The organism is Vibrio sp. HB236076 (assembly GCF_040957575.1).
In the GTDB taxonomy this organism is placed as follows: domain Bacteria; phylum Pseudomonadota; class Gammaproteobacteria; order Enterobacterales; family Vibrionaceae; genus Vibrio.
The window spans coordinates 180,805-204,903 of sequence record NZ_CP162601.1; the positions used below are offsets into that span (position 1 = coordinate 180,805).

Below are 24,099 nucleotides of genomic sequence, written 5' to 3' on the forward strand. Positions count from 1 at the left end.
GATAGTGTCAGTGTAGGAAGGTATGTGCGGCGGTTATATAGCTGAGATTTCAAAGTCGCTTTGCGAAAATGCAAAGCGATGTTGTGCCTTGTGCCTAAAAAAGGGCGGTGATGGCGCTTAGCCTGAAGTTAAGAGAAATTGTTTGAAGTCCTGGCTAATGGCTGAAGCGTTTTTGGCGGAGTGGTAATAGAGGTTTAGGCTCCAGGTGCTGGTGTGGTAATCCGTGAGTATCTGCTCTAACTGGTTATTTTTTAGCGCTGGTTCAACCACAAAATGAGGCAGGTAAGCGATACCTAAGTCATTCAGCGCGCCTTGCAGCAGTAAGTCACTGTCGTTAATCTCGATGGTTTTAGGGACTTTGATCAATGACGTTTCTTGTTGTTGACCAAAGATCCAGTCGTTACTGCCTGTCAAGGTAGAGGCGTACAAACAGGCATGATGACAGAGATCTTCGGGTGTTTTGGGGTAAGTGTGTTGCTTGAGGTAGTTCGGTGAGGCGACCACCACAAATGGGCTGGTCATGATTTCTCTTTTAACCAGTAATAAGTCTTTTTCTCTGTACCCCTGAAAATGGGCATTGGCTGAAATCATCAGATCAGATTGCGTGGCAAGATCTAAAGCCCAGGGCGTCACGGTGATATTAAATGTGACACCGGGTTTGTCCTGACGATAGCGACGGATTTTATCCATGAGGTAATGATTGGCATAGACAGGGGTACAGGCAATGTGGATATGGCCTTTACTGCTGTCTTGAAAATCTTCGAGCGTTCGCGTGATTTGCTGGGCTTTATCCGTCAGAGGCGCAAATTCTTGATAGAGGGTTAATCCTGCCGCGGTCGGTTCGAGTAAGCGATTGGTGCGATGGCACAAGCGGGTGCCAAAGTGTTGCTCGAGCTCTTGCAACCAGCGACTGCCGGCCGAGATTGAGATTTGACACTGACGAGCCGCCGCCGAAATTGAGCCAGAGCGAATAACTCGAACAAAAAACGCCATTTTATCAAGCATAATTATGACACTAGTTGTTTGAAAATAAGTTACTTTTTAACCTATTTTCAATTAATATGCGCAGTGTTGCGTCCCAGTTTTGGTATTAATGATCGCGCAGAGTATGATCATTTCGTATCAAGCTCACTTATCGTTCAATGATTTGGGTGAGTTGTGGTGGTAGGATTTTATCGTTAATGATAGCAATGTGGTCCTGAGCTGAATGGGTTTGGTTGCTTTTTATTCATGAAAAGAATATTTTTAGAGTAAAACTGTGGCATGTATCGCGTTAAAATTTAAACAATAGAATTTTTTTCGTTTACGTGACAAAGTAGGAAGGTGTTTCGTTGTATTCATTGAGTAGGGCATCATGGTTTATGTTGGCCACTGAGAGCAGCAGAAACATTGAGTAAAGGCAATGTGGCTATGTGGTCCTTGCCCTAAGTAAAATCGAGTTAATCAAAGGGAAAGTTATGAAAAATATTGCGTTGGCTTTAATTATGTCTTTAGGTGTGGTTGCACCATCATTTGCAACAACTGAGGGCGCTAGTGCTGGTTCAGCAACCGGTTCTGCTGGTACCGCAGGTACTGTCGGCACGGCAGGTACAGCTGGTGCTGCAGGTTCTGCAGCTGCTGTTGGTGGTATCTCTACTGCCGCTGCAGTGGGTGTTGGCGCAGCTGTTGTTACGACCGCAGCGGTTGTGGCAAGCGACAACGACAACACCACATCAACGTCTACATCGGTATCTGCTCAATAATCAGTGCCTAAACCAAGCAACCGCGTTATGCGGTTGCTTTTTTATTCCCTCGGTACTTTTTATTTTTATGGTAATCGCTATGTTAAAGGCACGATACCTAGTCGCCTTAACCAGTGTTGTGCTCCTTGGTGCATGCACTCAGAAAGTTAAAGACCTCAATGCCACCCTTCAGGCTGCCTTTATTGGCCCAGAGTCAAACCAGGTTTCACAGCAACTAGTAGAAAACACCCCTTACGCTTCTTTATTTGCTCAACAAGATAGCGACCCCCAAGCTTTATTGGTTCTAGGTTGGGTAGAGCCTGGGCTTTATCATCAGCAATTTAAATGGTTATCAGCGGATAATGAGATCTTGGTAACGGAAGCGGGTCGAATCGTCAAAACCGTGAATTTTCAGTATGGCGATTTGTTGCGCTTAACCGCGACGTCTCCCGACCCTCTAGCGCTAAATCTACTCAAGCCATCGACGCCAAAAAGGTGGCAATATACCCTAGATTGGCAGCCTGGCTATCACATTGGTTACCAAGCTGAGTCGCAGTTTATTTTAGGTCAAGCCGAAAATGTGACCATGCCTACGCAAACGAAGTTATTGATCCCGGTAACCGAGGTGGTGACGGTGAAAGCACTGTCATTGAGCTATCAAAATACCTTTTGGTTAAACCCTCAAACTGGCTTAGTTGAAATGGCTGAGCAACATCTTTTCCCTGGCTCGAAAATATTTAAAACGGCGATTGGAAAAGCGTATTCTGCGGGAGCGTCATCGTGAAGCTATCTGTACACTTTGCCCTTTGGAGCTTGGCAAGTTCTCTGTTTATCGCGCCAGCCACCTGGTCTAAGACACTGACGAACTCTTTAACGGTTGACTATCAAGGCCAGCAGTTTTCACAACAATTCACCCAGCCCTTTCGCCTTGAGCCAGCGATGAATACGCTGTTAACTCAGCAAAACTGGTCAACGGCTAAGTTTGATTGGCTTACATCGGCATTGTTCGATGTTTCTGCGCCCTACAAATTGAAGACGCAGGTATTGACTCAAATTGATCAGCAGATCGAACGCGCCGACAATGACTCGCAACGCGCTCAATGGCAGTCACTCAAAAAGCAATTGAGCTTTTGGCAGTACGCTAAGCGATTATTTATCTCTCTTGACCCAGATAACGCCAGAGTGAGCCCAAAAGACAATCCTCGCTTAAGTGGTCAGTGGCACGCGGTGCTGATGTCTAACCCTTCCCATGTTTGGGTTTTGGGCGGTGTTGAACGTTCTGGCCGTTATGTCTGGTCCGCCCGTCATGGCGCTGATTACTATTTGCAACACGCCCGCCCAGTGGCTGTGGCCAATGATGTTGCTTGGGTGATTCAAGCAGATGGCAGCGTGGAAAAACACCCCATTGCCTACTGGAACCATCAACACCGCGATATCGCGCCTGGTGCCGTCATTTATCTACCGATGGCGTCGTCCGTGGGGGGATCGCACAGCGATCTGAATGCTGTCGTTGTTGAATTATTAAGAAATCGAATGCCATGAAAAAACACACTGCTTCTTCTTGGAGACTCTCTCTTCTTTCACTAAGTGTGCTCGCCAGTTTGACCCCTAAGGTCATGGCGGATTCGTTTAGCGGTCCTGTCTTGACTCACTCGCAGTCTGATTTTGGTGGCGTTGGCTTAATGCAGATGCCAAGCGCACGCATGATGGAGCAAGGTGAGTTTACTTTTAACGTGACCAACAATGATGACTACATCAACTATGCTGTGTCATTACAGGTGTTTCCTTGGCTTGAGTCGACCATTCGTTATACCCAAGTTCACGATTTGCTTTACAGCGACGATGCCTCATTCAGTGGTGATACCGATTACACGGATAAATCGATTGATATCAAGGCTCGCTTGCTAGAAGAGAGTTTTTGGCTTCCACAAGTATCACTGGGGTTTCGAGATATCGGCGGCACCGGATTATTTGACAGTGAATTTATTGCCGCCAACAAGCGTCTAGGCCCGTTAGATTTTACCTTGGGGATTGGCTGGGGCTACATAGGCAACAGTGGTAATTTATTCGGCAAAACATCAGGCTCGAGTGACTGTGAGCGAGATAGTGCCTTTGAAAGTGAAGGTGGTAGCATTGAGCTTGGCCGCATGTTTACCGGTTGTACTGCCGTTTTTGGTGGTCTTGAGTACCAAACGCCTTGGCAACCTTTGGTGTTAAAGCTGGAATACGATGGCAATGATTACCAAAGTGACTTTCCGGTTACCGAGGGGGATATCTCGATGCCGGTCGACAGTCATTGGAATGTCGGCGCGGTGTATGCGTTGACCGACTGGGCAAAAATCCGCCTGAGTTACGAGCGAGGCAATACACTGACGGCCGGCTTATCTATGGGCACGAACTTGGCGAATTTGCGCTCTGTGTGGATTGATGACAAAGCACCGTCTTATCAAGAAACCGCGCCAGTAGATCAACTGACTGATGAGCAATGGGTACAACTCACCCAAGATATCAACGACATCGCCGGGTATAAGCAGACCTCGGTTTACCAAAAAGAGGATGTGGTGACCGTGGTTGGCGAGGCGAAAAAGTATCGCGATCGCCGTGAAGGCGAAGAGCGCGTTGCGACTCTCATCGCCAACACTGGCCTAAGCGCCAAGACTTATCGAGTGGTGGAAGTTTCTGATAAGCAAAGCGTTGCTCAGACAGACATCGACGCTCATACGTTTAAACGGGTAGCGCAAGTCGATTACCCTAATGCGCGGTTTGACGATGCTCGTTTTCCGACCGAAGCCAAAGAGGTTGACGGTGAGCTCAAAGCGCAAAGTATTGATGATCTCGACTATGGGTTGTCGCCATCGTTGAAACAAACCTTCGGGAGTGCAGAAGGGTTTTATCTGTATGCGATTGGCATGAACGCCAGTGCCAGTTATTGGCTCAATGATCACTTTATCGCTTCGGGTTCATTGTATGGCAATATTGAAAACAACTATGATAAGTTTACTTATACCGTGCCACCGGATGGCACATCGGTTAAGCGAGTACGAACGCTAGCTAGGCAGTACCTCGACCCTCGAGTCTCTTTGAGTAACTTGCAGCTGACCTACCTCGACCGCTTGAGTGATAATGTCTACTTTCAGGCCTACGGCGGTTATTTAGAGTCTATGTTTGCAGGGGCAGGTAGCGAAATTTTGTATCGCCCACTGCAGTCTAATTGGGCTTTTGGGGTGGATGCCAACTATGTTAAGCAGCGCAATCCGAATTCCTTCTTTGGTTTGTATGAGCAAGAGTGGCATTACGACGCAGAGACCAACCAAAACTACCAAGTTCAAACAGGGGGCTTTACTGGTCAAGCGACCTTGTATTGGCAGCCAGAATTTTCAGGTTTGTTTGACAACTCGCTGCTACAACTGAAAGCGGGCCAATATTTAGCTGGCGACAAAGGGGTCACGGTCGATTTTTCTAAGCAGTTTGACAGTGGGGTGATCGCAGGGGTTTATGCGACTAAAACCAATTTGTCTGCTGAAGAATACGGTGAAGGCAGTTTTACCAAAGGTTTTTACCTGTCCATTCCTATGGACATCTTGATGGTGAAACCCAGCACGAGTCGCTTGAAGTTCTCTTGGCAGCCGCTGACCCGTGATGGCGGACAGATGCTCAACCGCAAGTATGAACTTTATGATGTGACCGATCCCAGATCGCCTTGGTATAGCCGAGCAATCCCGGACTCAAGGTTACCTTAATTCGGTTCCATCGATTAAAAGTGACAACAAGGCGCTGGTGACAGCGCCTTTTTTTGTTTTCGAGCAAGTGTTTTGTCGGCATTATCGATAGGGTATGCGTGACCGGTTTCTTATGGTTTCTCTGCTTTTACGCACATTTTGGTGAATTTTAGAAGACATTCATACATTTTGGGTTATGATTGTTTTAAGGGCAGTGAGTCGTTGGGATTGGACAAGCACAACGACTCATCGCAACCCGTAGTGGGGCATTACCCTCTTTCATTGCCAAAATGTTGTGATATCCAGACCATTGGAAGGTGTGATCATTATGTATTTATCTTTAATTCAACGCGTCGTCGGCGGGTTTGCGTTGTTAATTGTGTGTGTGTTGGCCGTCAGTGGTTCGGCGTATTTCTCACAACAGAAAATGTCTGATCAGTTGACCTTAACGGCATCGACGTTAACAGAGTTGCTCGATCAGTCAAATACTCTGCTGCTCCATATTCAAAATGCCAATCGACTGGTGTTAGTGCACGCCAATAGCACCCAAGCCACACTTCGAACTCAACTCGAGCAGCAGTTTTCTGCTCAGCAACAAGAGATAACGAGCTTATTTCAGGATCTGGAACAAGGCTTTGCCCGTTATCCACAGTTAGAGCAACCTCTGCACACATTGCAAAAGCAAACGGAGTCGTTCTTTTTACATGCACAACAACACCTTGCGATTCAAAACCAGCGAGTAGAAGCTCGTTTGGCCTCTGCACAAGAGCTCAGTCAGTTTGATGGTGAATGGATTTTCTTTGAGCAAGATATCGCGGATCTTAAAGCGGATGCCGAGTTTGATGAAAACCAAAATGCCTTGTGGGATTTAGACGTGATCTTGGCACAAGGCATTGGTGTGAAAGGGTACTTGCAAAGAGTTTTAGCGGTTGAAAAGCCCGATAACATGCAGGCATTAGTGCAAGCGGTCGACAAGCACTTGCTGTTATTTAGCGAAAAGAGTCGACATGTTCTCGAGATCATGCCAAGCAGTGAAGAAAGTCTCTCCGTGTATCTCAATTTGTTGACCCGTACGGTTTCTGAACCACAAGGGTTGATTCATCAACACCTTAAATATCTAGACCGGCAAAATAAGAGCGCTGATTTATTGGCGTCAATGACGACGCAAATTAACCAAGTGATCAAGGAAGGCAACGCGTTGGCCAGTGCCGTACGTCAACTTTCCGCGCAGGCGCTGCAGGTGGCTAATCAGCAATCGGACTTTTCTATCAAGCTCAATGCTATTTTGGCGGTGCTGTCTATGGTGGTCGGGGTGGTGGTTGCCGTGACGGTTGTCAGTGCAATACGCAAGCCATTAGCGCGAATTACTCAGGCATTATCGGCTCTGAGCCAAGGTGATATGACGCATAAAATATCAGGCCAGTACTGCTCAGAAATGGGGATAGTGACAGATAATATTAATGCCTTGAGTGAGCAGTTATGTTCGGTATTGGCACAGATCCAAGGGTCGGCACGGGAAGTCGGGCAAGTGGCTCAAGAAAGCTATGCCATGAGTCAAAAAGCGCGAGATGAAGTACAAGAGCAGCGCCAACAAACCGATTCAATGGCGACGGCAGTGACCGAGATGGAGTCGGCGGTCAATGAAGTGGCAAGCCACGCCGCGACGAGCAGTCAGCGCGTCGATGAAGTGGCGTCGTTGGCAGAGACCAATATGAGTACCATGAATGACAATTTGGACTTTATGCACCAGCTTAAATCTTCTTTGGATGAGGCGAGTACCATTATTGAAAACCTTTCACAGGAAAGTGAACAAATCGGTGAAGTGTTGTCAGTTATTCAAAGTATCTCTGAACAAACTAATCTGCTGGCGTTAAACGCCGCCATTGAAGCGGCGCGAGCCGGCGAGCATGGGCGCGGGTTTGCTGTCGTTGCCGATGAAGTTCGTTCTCTGGCGACGCGCTCTCGTCAATCGGCCGATGAAATCAACCAGATGATTCAAGGCCTACAGGCACAGGCAAAGCAAGCGGTGACCATAGTGAGAGAAAACCAATCCTTTGCCGATTTATCGGTGCAACAAACTCAAGAGGCGACACAATCGTTGCAATCTATGGTTGGCAATTTGGCCAGTATTAATGACATGAGTCGTTCGATTGCCGCTGCTTGTGAGCAGCAAAGTTTGGTGGCGAAAGAAGTCACGGAAAATATCGTTGGCATTTCGGATCGCGGCAGTGTCATTGCCGAGAACTCGGAATCGTTGGCCGCGCACAGCCAATCCCTGAATGAGCTGGCACAACACCAAACCGAGCTCGTTGGTCAATTTACCATTGATAGCATCGATAAACCGGTCTGATTAACACCATCGGCAGCCTTACACTCAGTGAAGATATGAGCGTTTAGTTCATTGAGTGTAAGCCGATCATATTGCCTTCACTGTCGATGACAAGTGCGATAAATCCGTATTCTCCAATCGCCATTTTGGTTTGCTGTATTTGGCCGCCGAGTGCACATACACGCGCTTGTTCCACGGCACAATCTTGGCATGAAAAGTAAATGATGGTGCTATTGCCCCCAGCGCTGATACCCTCCATTTTAACCAAAGCCCCAGTGGCACCGTATTGATTGACTTGTGAGGGAAACGCCAGCATTTGGATGCCAGAGTCATTGGGATCATTGAGGGGAGAAAGTTGCAGATCAAAAACCGCTTGGTAAAACCGCTGCGCACGGCAAAGGTCGTCTACATAGATTTCAAACCAGCTGATGGGATTGTTTAACATGGCATAGTCCTCACGATATTTGGTGTGTTATCGGTCGTTGCGTCTATTAGATATTTATTAACTATTCGGCTCAAACACTGAGATTTCGACTTTTTATCCCCTTGCTAAATATAGTCCTTGGCCATGAAAGTGCGAGTTTTTGATCAATACTCACGTTATTTTCAACAAAAAGTGAATAGTCATTTTATTCCATGCTGGTTTTTGTCCTTGTAATACTTCGCTATAGTCTCGAGCATAAATTTGAGCTCACCCACTGCGAGGTCACTTATGAACGTAAAAGCCAATGTCAATTATCATGTTGTTAAACCTTTTCGCCAAGCATTTTACTTTGATGTCGAAGGCGTTGAGGGGCAGTTGATCACACCTGAGTTGGCCTCTGTAGAGGTTGACGTGGAAGATTTACGCGAGACAGAGCAAGTCACCGACTTTTTGCGCCATGGTGTGACCTTTGTCAACGCCCCGAGTGTGATAAAAGACTTTACCCAACCGGGTTGGCAGGCGCTTTATGAACAAGAGTTGACCGAGTTGGCTCAGCGGTTTACTGGCGCGAAAGACGTGCTGGTCTTTGACCATACGCTTCGCGTTGACGATCCCGATGCTTCGCGTCGACCCGCTCGCAATGTTCACAATGATTACAGTGAACAAGCCATTGCTCAGCGCCTAGAAGACTTAGTTGGCCGGGAAAAGGCAAAGCAGTACGAGCAAGGCCATTTTGGTTTTATTAACGTGTGGCGACCGGTGGACAATTCCATCATGAGTTCGCCGCTTGGGTTTATTTGCCCGTATTCAATGCACCAAGAAGACTGGATGACGATTGATCTTATTTACCCCGATCGTCAGGGGGAAATTTTGGGCGTGGCTGCCAATCCCGATCACCATTGGTTTTATTTATCAAAAATGCGCCCGGAAGAAGCGGTGATCTTTAATGTATACGACAATCAAGGTTTACCCTATGTGGCTCACAGCGCATTAGAACGGCAAGAAGCCGGAGACGATCATCCTCCCCGTAAAAGCTTGGAAAGCCGTTTGTTGGTGCGCTATTGATCATGGTGATTGTTGTAAGCTTGACGCCTCGGTACTGGGAGTATGCGGTATAAAGGTATGGAGACTGACTCTGTTCGATTTGTGGTGAATGAGGGCGAAGATACCGATGAAGTCATACTCATATTGCGATAATGAACATTGGTATCTGGAATTGATATGTTATAACATTGTTTTATTCAGGCAATGAGGTAATGTGGCATGTCAGTAATAAATTCCGTAATTGAGCAGGCAGAAAAAAGTTGTCAAGAGCAAGGTAAGCAGCTGACGCCGAAAAGAAAAACGGTTTTGCGAGCGTTGGTTGAGTCCAATATTGCGCTGTCTGCTTATGAGTTGATTGAGTATTGTAAAACCCGTTTAGACCTCACTTTACAGCCCATGTCGGTGTATCGCATTTTAGACTTTCTTGTCGAAGCGCATTTAGTTCACAAACTGAAAGTGTCTAATAAGTACATTGTGTGTTCCCATATTCGCTGCGAGCACGACCACGGCATCCCACAGTTTTTAATCTGTACAAAATGCGACAAAATCACCGAACAAGATTTGGCGCCAGAAATGGTGATTGGCTTGAAGTCTCACGCTCGTCAGCAAGGGTTTACCGTGACCACTCAACAGCTCGAAATCAATGGCATCTGTGATGACTGCAGTGAATGAGGTTGACCATTGATAGCGTTAAATTGACAAAGGCTGATACCTATTTACCAGGCGTTACCTTTATTAGGGCTATAAAGTGCTCTCTTATTCCTTGTTCGCCTTAGGCTAAAAGAAACCGCCGATGCCGGTTTTTGCTGCGCCCAAGGTGGGTTCTCTTTACGGGCTCTTTTTCTGCAGCAAAAACATGTGATAACCAAACTCGCCTAAATAACCCTCATAGATCGCTATCTCTTGCTCCATATCCGCAATCGCCGTGGCGTTAGGGAGACTCGTTTTGACTTCTTTAACTCTTACTTTGAGCGGTTGGTAGTAATCGTGCCATGCTTGTTCACTCAAGGTGAAATGAGCCATGACATCAAAACCCGCAAGGCGTATTAATTCTAAGCGCTTTTCAATCGTTTGCATGTCTGGGTATCCCGCTTCCCAAAATGCTTCTGCTTTTTGGCTTGGGCGTGGCGTCAACCATACCAAGTCACTCAGCACCATGTAGCCACCATGGGTCAGCAGTGTTTGCCATTCAGTTAATGCTTGCTCGAACCCCATGATGTAAGCAGCTGCTTCTGACCAAATACAATCAAAGCTTGCAGGGGCAAATGGCAAGGCGGTCATACTGGCACACTGTAAGGTAACGCGCTCCTCCAGCTTTTGCTCGACAAGCTTTTGATTCAGTTCATCAAGAGCACTTTGCTCATTATCGATTGCCGTGATGTGAGCGGGGGTATGTTGTGCCAATAAGCGGGTAGAGAAGCCTTTACCGCAACCGATATCTAGAATATTGGTGGGAGCGGAGGGCAGTATTGACAGCGCTTTGAGCGAATCGGCATCACTGCCAGGCCCCCAGCGCTCTAGGTGTTGGAAGACCGTCATAAAGTCGTCCATGTATTGATCGTGTTCGTTCATATCTTTGGATAACCATTTTAAATGCAGGGCTTGCTGTTCATTAAAGCCTTGCTGTTTTAGCCAAGCCAGATGGGCATCAGGCGCCACTCTGTCGGTTTGTTGGTGCCAAGGTCGCAGTGACCCTTTACCGAGTAATGCTGCCAGTAATTCTCGTGCCTGCTGCTTTTTCGCGATATCTTCCTCTAACCGCTGCAAGCGTTTTTCAAGAAGCGCACGCGGCACTTGATTGTCTAAGCAAGATTGGCATTCTTTCAGTGTTAATCCGCCGGCTTGCAGTTGTTGTAATAAACGCAACTGCTGGAGGTGGTCCTCGGAATAAAGTCGATAGCCGTTAGTTTGTCGCGCGCCATGTAATAAACCCTGCTTCTCATAGTAAAGTAAGGTGGAACGCGACAGCCCGACTTTTTTTGCTAATTCAGAAATTCGGTACACAGATAAATGTCCTGGTTGTTCTCTTTTCACAATAGGGCGACTGGCTTAACCAGACCAGATTATGAATAACGATAAACTATGAAGTTATAGACAGGTCAAGCGACATTGGCAAAAAAGATCGCTCAGTTTTGATTGGCTGAAAGTGAGTGTGCCCGCCGATGGGTCTACAGGCTGTTACCGATAAAGTTATTTTGTGTCGATCTTTAACCGGTGCCAGTTCTCGTTCAGTAAACGCATGGACGAGTACTCGACTGGCATTGCACACTTTTATGCGCATAAAAATGGGAGACTTTACATTTTAAGCGCATAAAAGTGTTTGTAGCCTTCTCGTTGAGTAAGGCTTCCCCTTTTTGAGATGGCTTTTGGCACTGATGTCCTAGCAATTTTGGGGATAGGTTAAATGACCTTAAAGCACTATTCGATATTCTGGATCTGCTCTCTCATTTGCTCGATTAACACCTTGAGTTCAACCCCTGAAGCGGTGATATCGGTACTGATTGATTTCGACGCCAGCGTGTTTGATTCGCGGTTAAACTCTTGCATCATAAAGTCGAGGCGTCTGCCGCAGGCGCCGCCCTTTTTAAGGATATTGCGGGTTTCCTTAATATGAGACTCTAGGCGGTCAAGCTCTTCCGCGACATCGGATTTTTGGGCGAGAAGGATCAGCTCTTGCTCAACGCGACTGGCATCAAGTTCAATCTTGGCTTCTTCAAACTTGGTCAGCAAACGCTCGCGCTGCCATTGCAAAATCTCCGGCATGCGGGCGCGTACTTTGACGACTTCTTCACTGATACCCTCAAGACGCTGCTCGATCAAATCGCGCATGTTACTGCCTTCACGGCCGCGCGCTTCAATAAACTCGCTTAGGGCCAGTTCAAAGCCTTCCAACAAAGCCTTATTGATGGTGTCCATATCTTGTTCTGGGGTTTCCATCACACCTGGCCACTGCATCACCTGAAAAGGGTTAATACGGCTGACTTCACCGGTCATCTTCATAATTTGATTGGCAGAGTTAATCACCTGTTGAGCTAAGGTCTCATTAATGGTTAGCTCCGTATTGGCGGCGGGGTTCGCCTCAAAGCGCAAGTGACATTCTACCTTACCGCGGGCTAAGCGCTTGCGAAAACGCTCGCGCAGCACTGGCTCTAGGCTGCGCATCTGTTCAGGCATGCGAAAATAGGTTTCTAGGTATCGTTGGTTGACGGAGCGAATTTCCCAAACGGCACTGCCCCAATCGCCTTTCACTTCTTTGCGTGCATACGCCGTCATGCTGAAGATCATCGAATCGTCCTTAGTTAAAATGAGAGTAAATAAACTGCGGCTTATAGTAACAGATGGGGTATTCTGGTGCGACCTCTTAACCGCTTGGACCGGGGATCACTGGTTTGCTGACCAAGATTTGGGTATACTCTGCAGCCACATTATGTCACCCAATAAAAGGTATGCAGTTTATGCGCCCAAACGATCGCCAAGCGGACCAAATGCGTCCAATTAAAATTACTCGTCAATACACAGCTTATGCAGAAGGCTCAGTACTGGTCGAATTTGGCAATACTAAGGTGTTGTGTAACGCATCGGTCGAAACCTCGGTGCCACGTTGGTTAAAAGGCCAAGGCAAAGGTTGGGTGACGGCAGAATACGGCATGTTACCTCGTGCCACACACTCACGCACACGTCGCGAAGCGGCCAATGGTAAGCAAGGCGGGCGCACGATGGAAATTCAACGCTTAATTGGCCGTAGTTTACGCGCCGTGGTCGACCTAGAAGCCATGGGTGAGTGTATGATCACCGTTGATTGTGACGTTATTCAAGCGGACGGTGGCACACGGACCGCGTCGATCAGTGGCGCGAGTGTCGCGATGGCTGATGCTTTTGCCCACCTTATCAAAGCGGGTAAGCTGAAAAAAAATCCAATGAAGAGCCATGTTGCTGCGGTATCGGTCGGCTTGTTAGGTGATGATGTACTGTGTGATTTAGAATACGTCGAAGACTCAGCCGCGGATACCGATATGAACGTGGTCATGACCGAAAGCGGTGCCATGATCGAAATTCAAGGCACAGCAGAAGGTGAACCTTTCACCCATGATCAGTTGCTCGCCTTATTGGCCAGTGCCAAGCAGGGGATCAGCACCATTGTTGCTGCGCAAAAAGCAGCGTTAGAGCAAGATTGATTTTATGGCTCCCAATTGGGGGCTATTTTTTTGTCTGTAGTCGGCCCCAGAGGCCATGGCTTAACCATCATTAAGAGAGAAAACCATGAAAGCGTACCAGCGTGAATTTATCGAATTTGCCTTAGAGAAAGAAGTGCTTAAGTTTGGCGAGTTTACTTTGAAATCCGGCCGTAAAAGTCCTTATTTCTTTAACGCTGGTTTGTTTAATACCGGGCGTGACCTCGCGCGTTTAGGCCGTTTTTATGCTGCGGCGTTGGTGGATGCTGGCATCGACTTTGATGTTTTATTTGGCCCTGCTTATAAAGGTATTCCCATTGCAACGACCACGGCAGTGGCCCTGGCGGATCATCACGATATCGATACGCCGTATTGCTTTAACCGCAAAGAAGCCAAAGACCACGGTGAAGGTGGTAACTTAGTGGGCAGTGACTTAGCTGGCCGAATTATGCTGGTCGATGATGTCATTACCGCGGGAACCGCCATTCGCGAATCAATGGGTTTGATTCAGGCTAAAGGCGCGGATTTGGCCGGTGTGTTGGTGGCGATAGATCGTCAAGAAAAAGGCAAAGCAGAGCTGTCAGCCATTCAAGAAGTCGAGCGTGATTTTGCTTGCCAAGTGGTTTCTATTATCAGCTTGGGCGATTTGGTTACGTATCTTGAAGAACAAGGCGCGAGCCAAGCCCATTTAGACGCAGTCAAAGCTTACCGTGCGCAATACGGTGTGGCCTAACCCTTTTTAGCGTCAACTCACCCGATAAAAAACGCCGCCTCAATGTAGGGCGGCGTTTTGGTATGGGTTTAGGTGAAGCCCACCATTACTGGTAGCGGCAGCCTTTTTTCATTGCTGGGTCGGCCATGGTCTTAAAGCGTTTATGCAGCCACATCCATTGGGCGGGCGCTCTTAATATCAGCTTTTCAACATACTTGTTCATGTAGGCCGCGGCCGCTTGTGGATCTTTTTTCGGGTAGTTTGCCTCGATCGATTCATCGGCGATTAATTCGTAGCGGTTTTCCGAGTTGCGAAAGCCAGAGGCAATAACAATGGCACAGTGGCTGGTGTAGGCTAAAATACTGGTTCCTGTGGTGGTACAAGCATCATCAATCGCAAAAAAGGGCACAAAAACCGATTTGTTGCGACCGTAATCGTGATCGGGAAGGTAAAATAACCGCTCACCTTGGCGCAATACGCGGATCATCTGTTTGACGTCTTTTCGGTCAATCAAGAGATTACCGTTGTGAGTCCGCCCCCAATATTGGATAAAGTTATAGGCGGGATTGTTGTGGGGGCGAAAGGCGCCGTAGCCAGGTAGATCAAAGACGGCAAAAGCGCGAGCGGTGATTTCTAAGTTCAATGCATGGACACAGCAAAGTAACACCCCTTTATTGTTTTCGGCATGCTCGAGCAGCGACGTTACATCTTTAACTGCAATCAAACGTTTGAAACGCCAAGTGGGCCAAAACCAAGCGATGCCGGTTTCGATAAACGCCATCCCCGTGTTTTTAAAATTTTCTTCAACGATCGCCGCGACTTCGTGTGCGGGTTTATCAGGAAAGGCCAGCTCTAAGTTACGACGGGTAACCGCAACGCGATTTTGGGCGTAACGCATGGCGAATTTTCCCATTGAACGGCCTAACATTGCCAAGACTGAATACGGCAATATATTGACGATAATGGCGAGAAAACCAAACCCTAACCATACGCCCCAATTTTTGGGGTGCAGCATCGAAAAGGTAAAGGTAGGGGCAGAGTATTTTAAGTCGTTGTTCATGGTTATTTCAGTTGTTCACTCAGTAAAGTCCAATATTGCTCAAAGTTTGCGGTTGGCTGATATTTAAAGTCCGATCGGACAAAGCGATTCAAACTGCCTTCGACTTGACCGAGCAATTGGGCCGCTAACACGTTTTCACTGACGCTAAAGGCCACGCCTTCTCTCAATTGTCGCTCGCGCAATATTTGGCGAATTTGCATCTCTAAGCGTTCAAACAGTTGATTGATCCGATCGCGCAGACGAGCATTTTCAAACATTAAAGCATGACCCGATAAAATGCGTGTCAAGCCAGGGTTACGTTCTGCAAAGGTAAGAATGAGCTGAAGAGTTAAGCGCAAACGTTGCATTGTGTCCTTTTCTTCATCCAAAATCAGGTTGATACGTGGAAACAAGGTTTCTTCGATAAACTCAATTAAGCCTTCAAACATACGGGCTTTGCTGGGAAAGTGTCGATAAAGTGCCGCTTCAGATACCCCAACTTGTTTGGCAAGTTTTGCCGTGGTAATGCGAGAAGCGCCGTCGGACGATTCCAGCATATGGGCTAAAGCTTGTAAAATCTCATCACGACGATTATTTTTCTTAGTACCCGCCATTATACATATCATCCTTTTTCGATTTGTCGAGAGCGAGGGCGATTATAAGCTTCTCGACGTTGAGACTCTAGGTTTGCCATCAAATTGACAAGGGTTAGTGAAAAATAGGTCAGAAACAGAGAGGGTAGAATAACACAGTCTGGCCAAATCGATGCCCTTGAGAACAAGAACATCGACACGTTATCGTCTAAATATCCTTAAGCAATATCAGAACGTGAACAGGCTCTTGCCGAAGATAAGGTGGTCATGCTGGGCGTAATATTATGACTTGGCTTGGCGATACAAGTCGTGGACTTGCGATAAAATAGCAAAGCTCAAGTTGTGCTTACTCTCCAGTGACAGGGCTTTTTGTCCTTGCGGCCAATACAAGGTCATTGCGTTGTTGTCACTGTTAAACCCTTGCCCTTGTACTGAAACATCATTGGCACAGATCATATCGAGGTTTTTTCTTGCCAATTTATCTTGGGCATATCGTGCCACGTCTTGTGTTTCCGCGGCAAAACCGACCGTAAACGGGCGCTGCTTGGTTAACGCGGCGACACTGGCAACAATATCGGGGTTTTTGACCATTTCAATGACTAAGTGATCGTTGTCTGCGGTCTTTTTCATTTTTTGCTCTGCGACGATCATCGGCCGATAGTCTGCCACGGCGGCACAACTGATGAACACCTGATGTCTTACGGCTTGTTCCATCACCGCTTGGTACATGTCTTCTGCACTGTCGACCCAAATGCGTTCAACACCATTTGGGCAAGCGAGATTAACCGGGCCGCTGATCAGTGTTACTTTCGCCCCCAATTGTTGCGCGGCAGAGGCTAACGCGTAGCCCATTTTACCTGAGCTGTGGTTAGTAATGTATCGCACAGGATCAATCGCCTCACGAGTCGGACCGGCAGAGATGAGCACCTCGATGCCTGCAAAGGGTTTAGGCGCAAAAAAATGCTCACAACGTGCGACTAAATCCATGGGCTCTAGCATGCGACCAGGGCCGATATCACCACACGCTTGCTCACCACTGGCGGGGCCCCACAACTGGACGCCACGGCGTTGCAGGGTGGTCAGGTTATCTTGAGTGGCCAAGTTACGATACATTTGCTGATTCATGGCAGGAGCAATGGCGAGGGGAGCCTCACTGGCAAGAATTAAGGTGGTTAATAAATCGTTACCCATGCCGGCAGTGATTCTCGCAATCGCATCGGCACTGGCCGGAGCGACCAAGATTAAATCCGCCCACTTGGCAAACTCGATATGACCCATCGATGCTTCTGCCGCTGGGTCGAGCAAACTGTCGGCGACTGGGTGGCCAGACACCGCTTGCATCGTTAATGGGGTAATGAACTCTTTGGCCGCTGCTGTCATTACAACTTTCACCGCCGCGCCTCTTTCTGTTAATCGGCGGGTCAGCTCCGCACATTTATAGGCGGCAATGCCCCCTGTAATGCCCAAAACGATGTTTTTTCCTTCTAATGTCTTCATGCCTCAGCTCCCAAATATCAATCAACCAATCATAGCACAGCCCAATGAGCTCGAAATTACTAAGATCAAACTCTCGATGTTAATTTTCACGTTCATTCACACCCTGACCCAATGCCAAATCCTCACAAGGGCTGCTCGCCTCAGGGGCTTTCCTCCAGTTGAATGGCAACATGATTCCTTTGTTGTTGGACTTGACTCGTTTCAATATCAAAGCGAGAGGAAAAGGGCGTTAGACAGTAGAAGACCTGTGTGAATCAAAAAAACTTTCTATTCGGAATCGATCACAGTTTATTTGTATCTTACTGTGCGCAAAAGATGAATCTGATCATCGCACTTCCCAAAGCGCAAGAGAGCGGCTCGTTTTGAGGTCAATTATCGACTGAAATGAGTGTTGTAGACCCAAATGACACAAGGGAAGGAAAGATGAAAACCACGTTTAATGGCCGGGTTGCCCCTTTGCCCAACGAGCGCGCTCTGGGGGCAACAGAGACGATATCTTGCGACATGATGCCGAGGGAAAAACTCCTCCATTTCGGGGCTCAAGTTCTGACCGACAGCGAGCTGCTAGCGATTTTTTTACGCACCGGTTATCAAGGTACATCGGTGATGGCTTTATCTGAGTCCTTGATTGAGCACTTTGGTTGTTTGCGCGATTTGTTCAGCGCACCGATGGATGAGTTTTGCCAGCACCGGGGGTTAGGCGCGGTTAAGTACGCGCAACTGCAAGCGGTTTTGGAAATGTCATCACGCTATTTTGCGGAAAGCCTTGAGCGGGGGGAGGCCTTGACCAGTCCTCAACACACCCGCTGTTATTTGAGTGCCAAATTACGAGATCGGACGCGAGAGGTCTTCTTTGTGTTGTTTCTTGACAATCAACACCGAGTGATTGGCGAAGAAATTTTATTTGAAGGCACGATAGATTCGGCCAGTGTGTATCCTCGTGAGGTCGTCAAGCAGGCACTAGCCCATAATGCGGCGGCGCTGATTCTGGCGCATAACCATCCGTCGGGAGTAGCCGAGCCCAGTCAAGCTGACCGGCGCATCACCGACCGACTGGTCGATGCCTTGGGGTTAGTGGATATTCGAATATTGGACCACTTTGTGGTTGGCGATGGCGAATTGGTGTCTTTTGCTGAGCGAGGGTGGATTTAAACGTTATCTCGAGTGGACAGGCGAGAAGGATCTCACGGCCGAAAGTATTTTCACCGTGATTGAGGTGATGAAAAAGGCAACAAAGTGATGAAATGGAGAAAATCGCGGTATTTATCACCAGTGAAGAAAAAATATTCACTTCAAATGGGCGGATATTGAACTTTTTTGTTGTGAGATGCTGAGATTCTGCTATCATTCGCCCACTAAAATTATCAACCTTAATCAGCTCGGCGATAAAAAAGATCAAAAGATCTGCAAAAAGGATCTGTTCGGGTCTTGAGCAATGCATATCAAGTTAGTATAATGCGCGACCTTTGATAGCCTTGTATGGATTTTCCCATAGCCGTTTTTACCTCTCCTGAGGTTCGGACACCAAGGTTGATATAGAGCTGAAACGATTTGGAGAAGACATTCATGTCCCGAGTATGCCAAGTAACTGGTAAGCGTCCAGTAACGGGTAACAACCGTTCACACGCACGAAATGCTACTAAGCGTCGTTTTCTGCCGAACCTACAAACTCATCGTTTCTGGGTAGAGAGCGAAAAACGTTTTGTTAAACTACGTCTGACTGCCAAAGGCATGCGTATCATCGACAAGAAAGGTATCGAAACCGTTCTTGCTGATATCCGTGCACGTGGCGAAAACGTTTAAGAGGAATTAAGCAAATGGCTAAAGGCATTCGTGAAAAAATTCGTCTAGTATCTTCTGCAGGTACTGGTCACTTTTACACTACTGACAAAAACAAACGTAACATGCCAAGCAAGTTCGAGATCAAGAAATTTGATCCGGTTGTTCGCAAACACGTTGTTTACAAAGAAGCAAAAATTAAGTAATTAGTTTTTATTCTTTTAAGAGAAACCCAGCTTTGGCTGGGTTTTTTATTGTCTGTGGTTTGGTGGTTGATGATCCAAAGCGCGGTTTTTGTTCCACTCAAACTGAGGTTCTGGTCGCCCTCGTCACGAAATAACTGACTCACTGTGTTAGGAAAGGCGCGGATAGAAAATCACGGCTTAGGCTGGTATCGGATAAGACAGGGCGTGCTTTACTCTCAAGCTTTCGCGTTATCATCGGCTACAGCGAATTATACCAATCTAACTGAGTAGCAGGTCACCCTAGCGGGTTAAAAAACGCGATAACCTCGTGAAGAAAATAACTGGTAGAACAACGCCTCACTGTTTTGTATTGATAAGCAAATAGGTTGCCTTGTTCTCAAGCTTGATTCTGCGCTATCACTGACCACAGACTTAATCAGATTGATATAAGGTTAATCTAACCAATTAAGCGGGTTGTTGGCTTGGCTATTACGGCGTATTTCAAAATAGACCGAAGGCTCAGATTGGCCCCCGGTATCACCGGCTAACGCGATGGTGTCGCCGGCTTGCACCTTATCACCGGCTTTTTTCATTAAGGTTTGATTGTAGCCGTAAAGTGTCATATCCCCTTTACCATGGTCGATGAGCACTACGAGACCGTAGCCGCGTAAGTAGTCGGCAAAGACGACGGTACCAGAGTATACTGCACTGACTTTTTGCTGGTATTGCGCGGCAATGACGATGCCTTTCCAGCGTATTTCTCCGGATTGCAGCGTGCCATAACGATGCAACAAACGTCCTTTGATAGGCCAAGGCAGTCGGCCTTTCTGACGGCTGAGTCCATCCATGGCAACTTGACTTCGTCGCTTGGCTTCAGCAATGGCCGTTTTGAGGCGCTGCTCATTTTTTTTCAGCTCGTTGAGATAGTTTTGACCTTGGCTGATTTTGCCTTGAATGCCCTTAATGGTATTTTGTCGTGAAGATCGGGTCTTAGCCAGGTCTTGACGTTTTTGTTTTAGCTCAGCAATGGCTTTATCGAGTCGCTCTCTTTCCCGTTGAGCGGCTTGTTGCTGCGCTGTCAGTTGTTTTTGAGTGTCTTCTAAAGAGGCAAGTGCTTGTGCTCGTGAAGCAGCAAGATACTGAAAGTATTGACTAATTCGGTCTTCGGACTCACTTGGGCGCAGAATATGGGTGGCATCTTTGGCCTTTTCCATTAAGTAGTAAGATTTAACTAACGCCTCGAGTTGCTCTTTTTGTTCGTTTTCTTTGTCTGTCAGTAACCCAATCTGGCGTTCGATGTCGGTCAGCTTTTGGTTCGCTTGATCTCGAGTGCCTTCCTGTTTAGCGATGGTGCGATTAATGGCTGAAATTTCCAGTTCTTGCTTTTTGAGTTCGGCTTGCAACTGGTCAAGCTGCTTGCTTTGTGAGCTAATTTGACGTTGCTGATGGGTAATCTCATTCTTGACGCCACTGAGTTCATTTTGGTTAGCGGCGATGACTGGGGCGCTCACCAAGGGTAACCCCAAGGCAAGAGCCATACAAAGCCCGATCGGCTTAGGTGTCGTGAAGCGAATTTTCATCATTAATCGTGACGTCATGGCGGGGTGGTCCCTAGATGCCATCTCCATACATAAACTGCTTGTTTTTGCCGTTAAAGGCTTGATCCATATCCAAAGAGGGCTTTTCACTTTGTGGGCGACCAACGATTTTAGCTGGGACACCCGCCACGGTCGTGTGGGGTGGAACCGCTTGTAACACGACTGAACACGATCCTATCTTGGCGCCTTCGCCAACTTCGATATTGCCCAATATTTTGGCTCCCGCGCCAATCATGACCCCTTCGCGGATTTTCGGGTGGCGGTCGCCGCATTCTTTACCCGTTCCCCCTAAGGTGACATCTTGCAAAATCGAAACATCGTTTTCGACCACGGCGGTTTCACCAATGACAATCCCCGTCGCGTGATCAAGCATGATGCCTTTACCGATTCTGGCCGCTGGGTGGATATCGACCTGGCACGCCACTGAAATTTGGTTTTGTAAATACGTGGCCAGTGCATAACGACCTTGATTCCAAAGCCAATTGGCGACGCGATAGCCTTGCAGAGCGTGATAGCCTTTGAGATACAACAAAGGCATAGAATACAAGTTAACGGCAGGGTCGCGTGTCACGGTAGCGCAAATATCACAAGCGGCGGAGTCTGTGATGCTTGGATCGGCGGCAAACGCCTCTTCAACGACTTCGCGCACTGCCATGGCTGGCATGGATGGGGTATTGAGTTTGTTGGCGAGAATGTAACTCAAAGCAGCACACAAACTGTCGTGTTTAATGATCGTCGCGTGATAAAAACTGCCGAGCATCGGCTCTTGCTCAGAAAGTTCGCGGGCTTCGCTGACGATAGTGCGCCATACTTTTTGTTTTTCACAATGTTTCATCAATCAATGAACCTTACACATCTCAATTAACCACAATCCTAGGGCTTAACTACACTTCGGCTTTTTTATCGCGGGCCAATAAATCCTGTGCAGCTTGGCGCGCGTCTTTCCCTAGATACAATACTTGATAGATTTGCTCAACAATGGGCATTTCAACTTGTTCTCGTTGTGCCAATAGCCAGACTTCTTTGGTGTTGCGATAGCCTTCAACAACCTGGCCAATATCGTGTTGCGCACTGACAACGTCCTTGCCTTGGCCTAGCGCTAAACCGAACCGGCGATTGCGCGATTGGTTGTCGGTGCAGGTCAACACGAGATCGCCCAGCCCAGCCATCCCCATAAAGGACTCAGGTTGTGCACCGAGTGCACTGCCTAAACGTGACATTTCTGCCAAGCCTCGTGTAATGAGCGCGGTACGAGCATTGGCGCCAAAACCAATCCCATCAGACATACCCGCACCAATGGCGATCACGTTTTTAACGGCACCACCCAATTGCATGCCAATAAAGTCGTGATTGGCGTAAACTCGAAACGCTTTTTGACAGTGAATCGTCTCTTGCAAATCCGCGAGAAAATCAGCATCAGGTGAAGCAACAGAGATCGCGGTTGGCAGGCCTTGAGCTAACTCTTTGGCAAACGTTGGTCCCGATAATACCGCCAGAGGGTAGTGGTCGCCAAGTACCTCTTTTGCAACATCTTGTAATAAACGACCGCTTTCTGGTTCTAACCCCTTTGTTGCCCAACAAAGGCGAGAGTCTGGACGCAGGTAAGGCTTGATTTGCTGCAGAACATCGGCGAACACATGGCTGGGTACCACCACTAAAAGATCGCGACTGGCTTGTACCGCCGCTTTTAAATCACTTTCAATGGTGAGTGAGTCGGGGAAAGTGATGTCAGGTAAAAACTCTTGATTGCATCGCTGTTGTGCCAAAGTGGCCATTTTTTCTGGGTTGTGGCCCCAAAGGAGGATATTGGCTTTATTGCGCGCCAGTGAAATCGCTAAGGCAGTACCGTATGAGCCCGCGCCAATCACGGACATATGGTGAGTAGAAATAAGCGCTGAGGTTTCTGTCGCATTGCTCATGATCATGACCCTAGAATGAAGTTGGTGCTTATTAAAATTATGACACAGCTTGAAAAATGGTTATAGCCATTTGCCATGTTTGGATGTCACGTCTTGGTCTTGAGCCGCCATCGGCCCAATGGTGTGCACGATATTAGTGAAACCGCGATTTGTTTTTTATTGTGAGTAAAACAAATTTGGGCTCAGAGTAAAACAAAAATGCACATCGCTGTGTAGACAATGTGCATTTGATCTAGTCAATAAAGGGAAACCCGAATCGTAACGAGACCGAGTTATCTCCTTGCTAACCTCGCGATTAGGCGTTTGCCTCACCTTCGCCAGCTTGTTGCTGCAGGTAGTTCATAAACAAAGCGTCAAAATTAACCGGCGCTAGGTTCAATTGTGGGAAAGTCCCTTTAACCACTAGGCTAGAAATGGTTTCACGTGCGTATGGGAACAAGATGTTCGGGCAGAATGCGCCTAAGCAATGTGCGAGCTGACCGGCTTCCATGTTGCTCGCGGTAAAGATACCACCTTGTTGAACTTCACATAAGAAGGCGGTTTCTTCGGCGTTTTTGACTGTCACCGTAAGACGAAGAATGACTTCGTACACCCCTTCACCCAGCTCACGGCTTTGAGTATCCAGGTCTAACTTCACATCTGGGTTCCAATCTTTTTGGAACATGGTTGGAGAGTTAGGCGCTTCAAAAGAAACGTCTTTTAGAAAAATACGTTGAATGACGAAGTTTTGTTCTTCTTGTGGTGCTGCATCAGCCATGAGTGAATCCTTTTTCAATAATAATGCTCAGCATCTTACTGAGCCAAATCGCAATTGTCGCTGCTTAAGTTGACAAATTAACGACAAAAGCAGCGAACGAGAATGTGATGGGTTATTTTTTCCCGCGAATCAGAGGCAGGTTCGCTTCTTGCCAGCTGCTGATGCCGCCTTTTAGAACGTGAACATTTTCAAAGCCCGCTTTGACTAATTCGTTGGCACTTTGTTGTGCGGTATTGCCCAATTTACATACTAAGATGATGGGGCTTTGTTTTTTCTTTTCAAGGCTTGGGTAGCGAGCTTCTTTGATATCCGTTGGTAAAACGTGATATGAGTCAATGATATGACCACGTTTAAAGTCTTCTTTACTGCGGATATCGACTACTACCCCTTCTTCTTTGTTGATAAGGTGCGTCACTTGATGAGCACTAATGGTTTTGTAAGCTGCACTGCTTGTTTTGATCGTCATTGAAATAACGGCGATCAATAGACCTAACCATACCAAGGAAAGAATCATGTTGTTTTGGAAAAAATCAATATACTCTTGCATGTCCGCTGCTCTATAGACTGAAATTAAAATCAATGAGCAAGGAGTATAACGACCTTCTAGCGCT

General features: G+C 47.3%; 24 protein-coding genes. 12 read left to right on the plus strand and 12 right to left on the minus strand.

Annotated elements, in window-relative coordinates; translation table 11 throughout:
• Positions 1-117: 117 nt before the first annotated feature.
• The gene (locus tag AB0763_RS00805) at positions 118-1,005 is read right to left on the minus strand and encodes a LysR family transcriptional regulator (protein WP_306101887.1); all 888 of its coding nucleotides are present in this window, start codon (positions 1,003-1,005) and stop codon (positions 118-120) included.
• A gap of 452 nt (positions 1,006-1,457) precedes the next feature.
• On the opposite strand from AB0763_RS00805, the gene AB0763_RS00810 reads away from it, so the two are divergent.
• The 5 genes from AB0763_RS00810 to AB0763_RS00830 all read left to right on the plus strand — a co-directional run bounded on the left by AB0763_RS00810 (position 1,458) and on the right by AB0763_RS00830 (position 7,790).
• Positions 1,458-1,742 carry a hypothetical protein gene (locus AB0763_RS00810; protein WP_306101888.1) on the plus strand — a complete coding sequence of 95 codons (285 nt, stop codon included), beginning with the start codon at positions 1,458-1,460 and terminating at the stop codon, positions 1,740-1,742.
• 79 nt (positions 1,743-1,821) lie between these two features.
• Entirely contained in the window at positions 1,822-2,505 is a 684-nt protein-coding gene (locus tag AB0763_RS00815) for a YjbF family lipoprotein (RefSeq protein ID WP_306101889.1), read from the plus strand.
• Complete coding sequence (locus AB0763_RS00820; RefSeq protein ID WP_306101890.1) at positions 2,502-3,263, plus strand: capsule biosynthesis GfcC family protein; 762 nt, start codon at positions 2,502-2,504, stop codon at positions 3,261-3,263. Before AB0763_RS00815 ends, AB0763_RS00820 begins: the two co-directional genes overlap by 4 nt.
• A complete protein-coding gene (locus AB0763_RS00825; protein ID WP_306101891.1) occupies positions 3,260-5,461 on the plus strand; it encodes a YjbH domain-containing protein in 2,202 nt (733 codons plus the stop codon). The genes AB0763_RS00820 and AB0763_RS00825 overlap by 4 nt, the downstream gene beginning before the upstream one ends.
• A 307-nt stretch (positions 5,462-5,768) precedes the next feature.
• Complete coding sequence (locus AB0763_RS00830) at positions 5,769-7,790, plus strand: methyl-accepting chemotaxis protein (RefSeq protein ID WP_306101892.1); 2,022 nt, start codon at positions 5,769-5,771, stop codon at positions 7,788-7,790.
• Positions 7,791-7,833: 43 nt separating this feature from the next.
• Here AB0763_RS00830 and AB0763_RS00835 read toward each other — a convergent pair whose 3' ends face one another.
• Positions 7,834-8,214: a VOC family protein gene (locus AB0763_RS00835; RefSeq protein ID WP_306101893.1), complete on the minus strand. Its 381-nt coding sequence runs from the start codon at positions 8,212-8,214 to the stop codon at positions 7,834-7,836.
• A 267-nt stretch (positions 8,215-8,481) separates the two neighbouring features.
• On the opposite strand from AB0763_RS00835, the gene AB0763_RS00840 reads away from it, so the two are divergent.
• Together AB0763_RS00840 and AB0763_RS00845 are read left to right on the plus strand one after the other, a co-directional pair.
• Positions 8,482-9,258, plus strand: coding sequence for a CmcJ/NvfI family oxidoreductase (locus AB0763_RS00840; protein WP_306101894.1), 777 nt, complete (start codon positions 8,482-8,484; stop codon positions 9,256-9,258).
• 198 nt (positions 9,259-9,456) lie between these two features.
• A complete protein-coding gene (locus AB0763_RS00845) occupies positions 9,457-9,909 on the plus strand; it encodes a Fur family transcriptional regulator (protein WP_306101895.1) in 453 nt (150 codons plus the stop codon).
• A 156-nt stretch (positions 9,910-10,065) separates the two neighbouring features.
• Here the strand turns inward: AB0763_RS00845 and AB0763_RS00850 are convergent, their stop codons facing one another.
• The gene (locus AB0763_RS00850) at positions 10,066-11,241 is read right to left on the minus strand and encodes a MerR family transcriptional regulator (protein ID WP_306101896.1); all 1,176 of its coding nucleotides are present in this window, start codon (positions 11,239-11,241) and stop codon (positions 10,066-10,068) included.
• A gap of 414 nt (positions 11,242-11,655) precedes the next feature.
• Positions 11,656-12,522 (minus strand): YicC/YloC family endoribonuclease, encoded by an 867-nt coding sequence (locus tag AB0763_RS00855; protein WP_306101897.1) that lies wholly within the window; start codon positions 12,520-12,522, stop codon positions 11,656-11,658.
• 170 nt (positions 12,523-12,692) lie between these two features.
• On the opposite strand from AB0763_RS00855, the gene rph reads away from it, so the two are divergent.
• Together rph and pyrE are read left to right on the plus strand one after the other, a co-directional pair.
• Complete coding sequence (gene rph, locus AB0763_RS00860; protein ID WP_306101898.1) at positions 12,693-13,412, plus strand: ribonuclease PH; 720 nt, start codon at positions 12,693-12,695, stop codon at positions 13,410-13,412.
• 85 nt (positions 13,413-13,497) lie between these two features.
• A complete protein-coding gene (gene pyrE, locus AB0763_RS00865; protein ID WP_306101899.1) occupies positions 13,498-14,142 on the plus strand; it encodes an orotate phosphoribosyltransferase in 645 nt (214 codons plus the stop codon).
• 85 nt (positions 14,143-14,227) lie between these two features.
• Here pyrE and lpxL read toward each other — a convergent pair whose 3' ends face one another.
• From lpxL to coaBC, 3 genes are all read right to left on the minus strand, one after another.
• Complete coding sequence (lpxL, locus tag AB0763_RS00870) at positions 14,228-15,181, minus strand: LpxL/LpxP family Kdo(2)-lipid IV(A) lauroyl/palmitoleoyl acyltransferase (RefSeq protein ID WP_306101900.1); 954 nt, start codon at positions 15,179-15,181, stop codon at positions 14,228-14,230.
• A gap of 2 nt (positions 15,182-15,183) precedes the next feature.
• Positions 15,184-15,774: a nucleoid occlusion factor SlmA gene (gene slmA / locus AB0763_RS00875; RefSeq protein ID WP_306101901.1), complete on the minus strand. Its 591-nt coding sequence runs from the start codon at positions 15,772-15,774 to the stop codon at positions 15,184-15,186.
• A 261-nt stretch (positions 15,775-16,035) separates the two neighbouring features.
• Positions 16,036-17,250: a bifunctional phosphopantothenoylcysteine decarboxylase/phosphopantothenate--cysteine ligase CoaBC gene (coaBC, locus tag AB0763_RS00880; RefSeq protein ID WP_306101902.1), complete on the minus strand. Its 1,215-nt coding sequence runs from the start codon at positions 17,248-17,250 to the stop codon at positions 16,036-16,038.
• 507 nt (positions 17,251-17,757) lie between these two features.
• Between coaBC and radC the strand changes: the two genes are divergently transcribed.
• The 3 genes from radC to rpmG all read left to right on the plus strand — a co-directional run bounded on the left by radC (position 17,758) and on the right by rpmG (position 19,235).
• A complete protein-coding gene (radC, locus tag AB0763_RS00885; RefSeq protein ID WP_306101919.1) occupies positions 17,758-18,402 on the plus strand; it encodes a DNA repair protein RadC in 645 nt (214 codons plus the stop codon).
• 414 nt (positions 18,403-18,816) lie between these two features.
• Positions 18,817-19,053 carry a 50S ribosomal protein L28 gene (rpmB, locus tag AB0763_RS00890; RefSeq protein ID WP_306101903.1) on the plus strand — a complete coding sequence of 79 codons (237 nt, stop codon included), beginning with the start codon at positions 18,817-18,819 and terminating at the stop codon, positions 19,051-19,053.
• A 14-nt stretch (positions 19,054-19,067) separates the two neighbouring features.
• Complete coding sequence (rpmG, locus tag AB0763_RS00895) at positions 19,068-19,235, plus strand: 50S ribosomal protein L33 (protein ID WP_306101904.1); 168 nt, start codon at positions 19,068-19,070, stop codon at positions 19,233-19,235.
• Between the two features lie 431 nt (positions 19,236-19,666).
• On the opposite strand, the gene AB0763_RS00900 is transcribed toward rpmG, so the two are convergent.
• The 5 genes from AB0763_RS00900 to AB0763_RS00920 all read right to left on the minus strand — a co-directional run bounded on the left by AB0763_RS00900 (position 19,667) and on the right by AB0763_RS00920 (position 24,035).
• Complete coding sequence (locus tag AB0763_RS00900; protein ID WP_306101905.1) at positions 19,667-20,812, minus strand: murein hydrolase activator EnvC; 1,146 nt, start codon at positions 20,810-20,812, stop codon at positions 19,667-19,669.
• Between the two features lie 13 nt (positions 20,813-20,825).
• Entirely contained in the window at positions 20,826-21,647 is an 822-nt protein-coding gene (cysE, locus tag AB0763_RS00905) for a serine O-acetyltransferase (RefSeq protein ID WP_306101906.1), read from the minus strand.
• A gap of 49 nt (positions 21,648-21,696) precedes the next feature.
• On the minus strand, positions 21,697-22,731 hold the full coding sequence (gene gpsA / locus AB0763_RS00910) for an NAD(P)H-dependent glycerol-3-phosphate dehydrogenase (protein ID WP_368643499.1): 1,035 nt from the start codon (positions 22,729-22,731) through the stop codon (positions 21,697-21,699).
• A 295-nt stretch (positions 22,732-23,026) separates the two neighbouring features.
• Positions 23,027-23,488, minus strand: coding sequence for a protein-export chaperone SecB (secB, locus tag AB0763_RS00915; RefSeq protein ID WP_306101907.1), 462 nt, complete (start codon positions 23,486-23,488; stop codon positions 23,027-23,029).
• A gap of 112 nt (positions 23,489-23,600) precedes the next feature.
• Positions 23,601-24,035: a rhodanese-like domain-containing protein gene (locus AB0763_RS00920; RefSeq protein ID WP_306101908.1), complete on the minus strand. Its 435-nt coding sequence runs from the start codon at positions 24,033-24,035 to the stop codon at positions 23,601-23,603.
• Positions 24,036-24,099 lie beyond the last annotated feature (64 nt).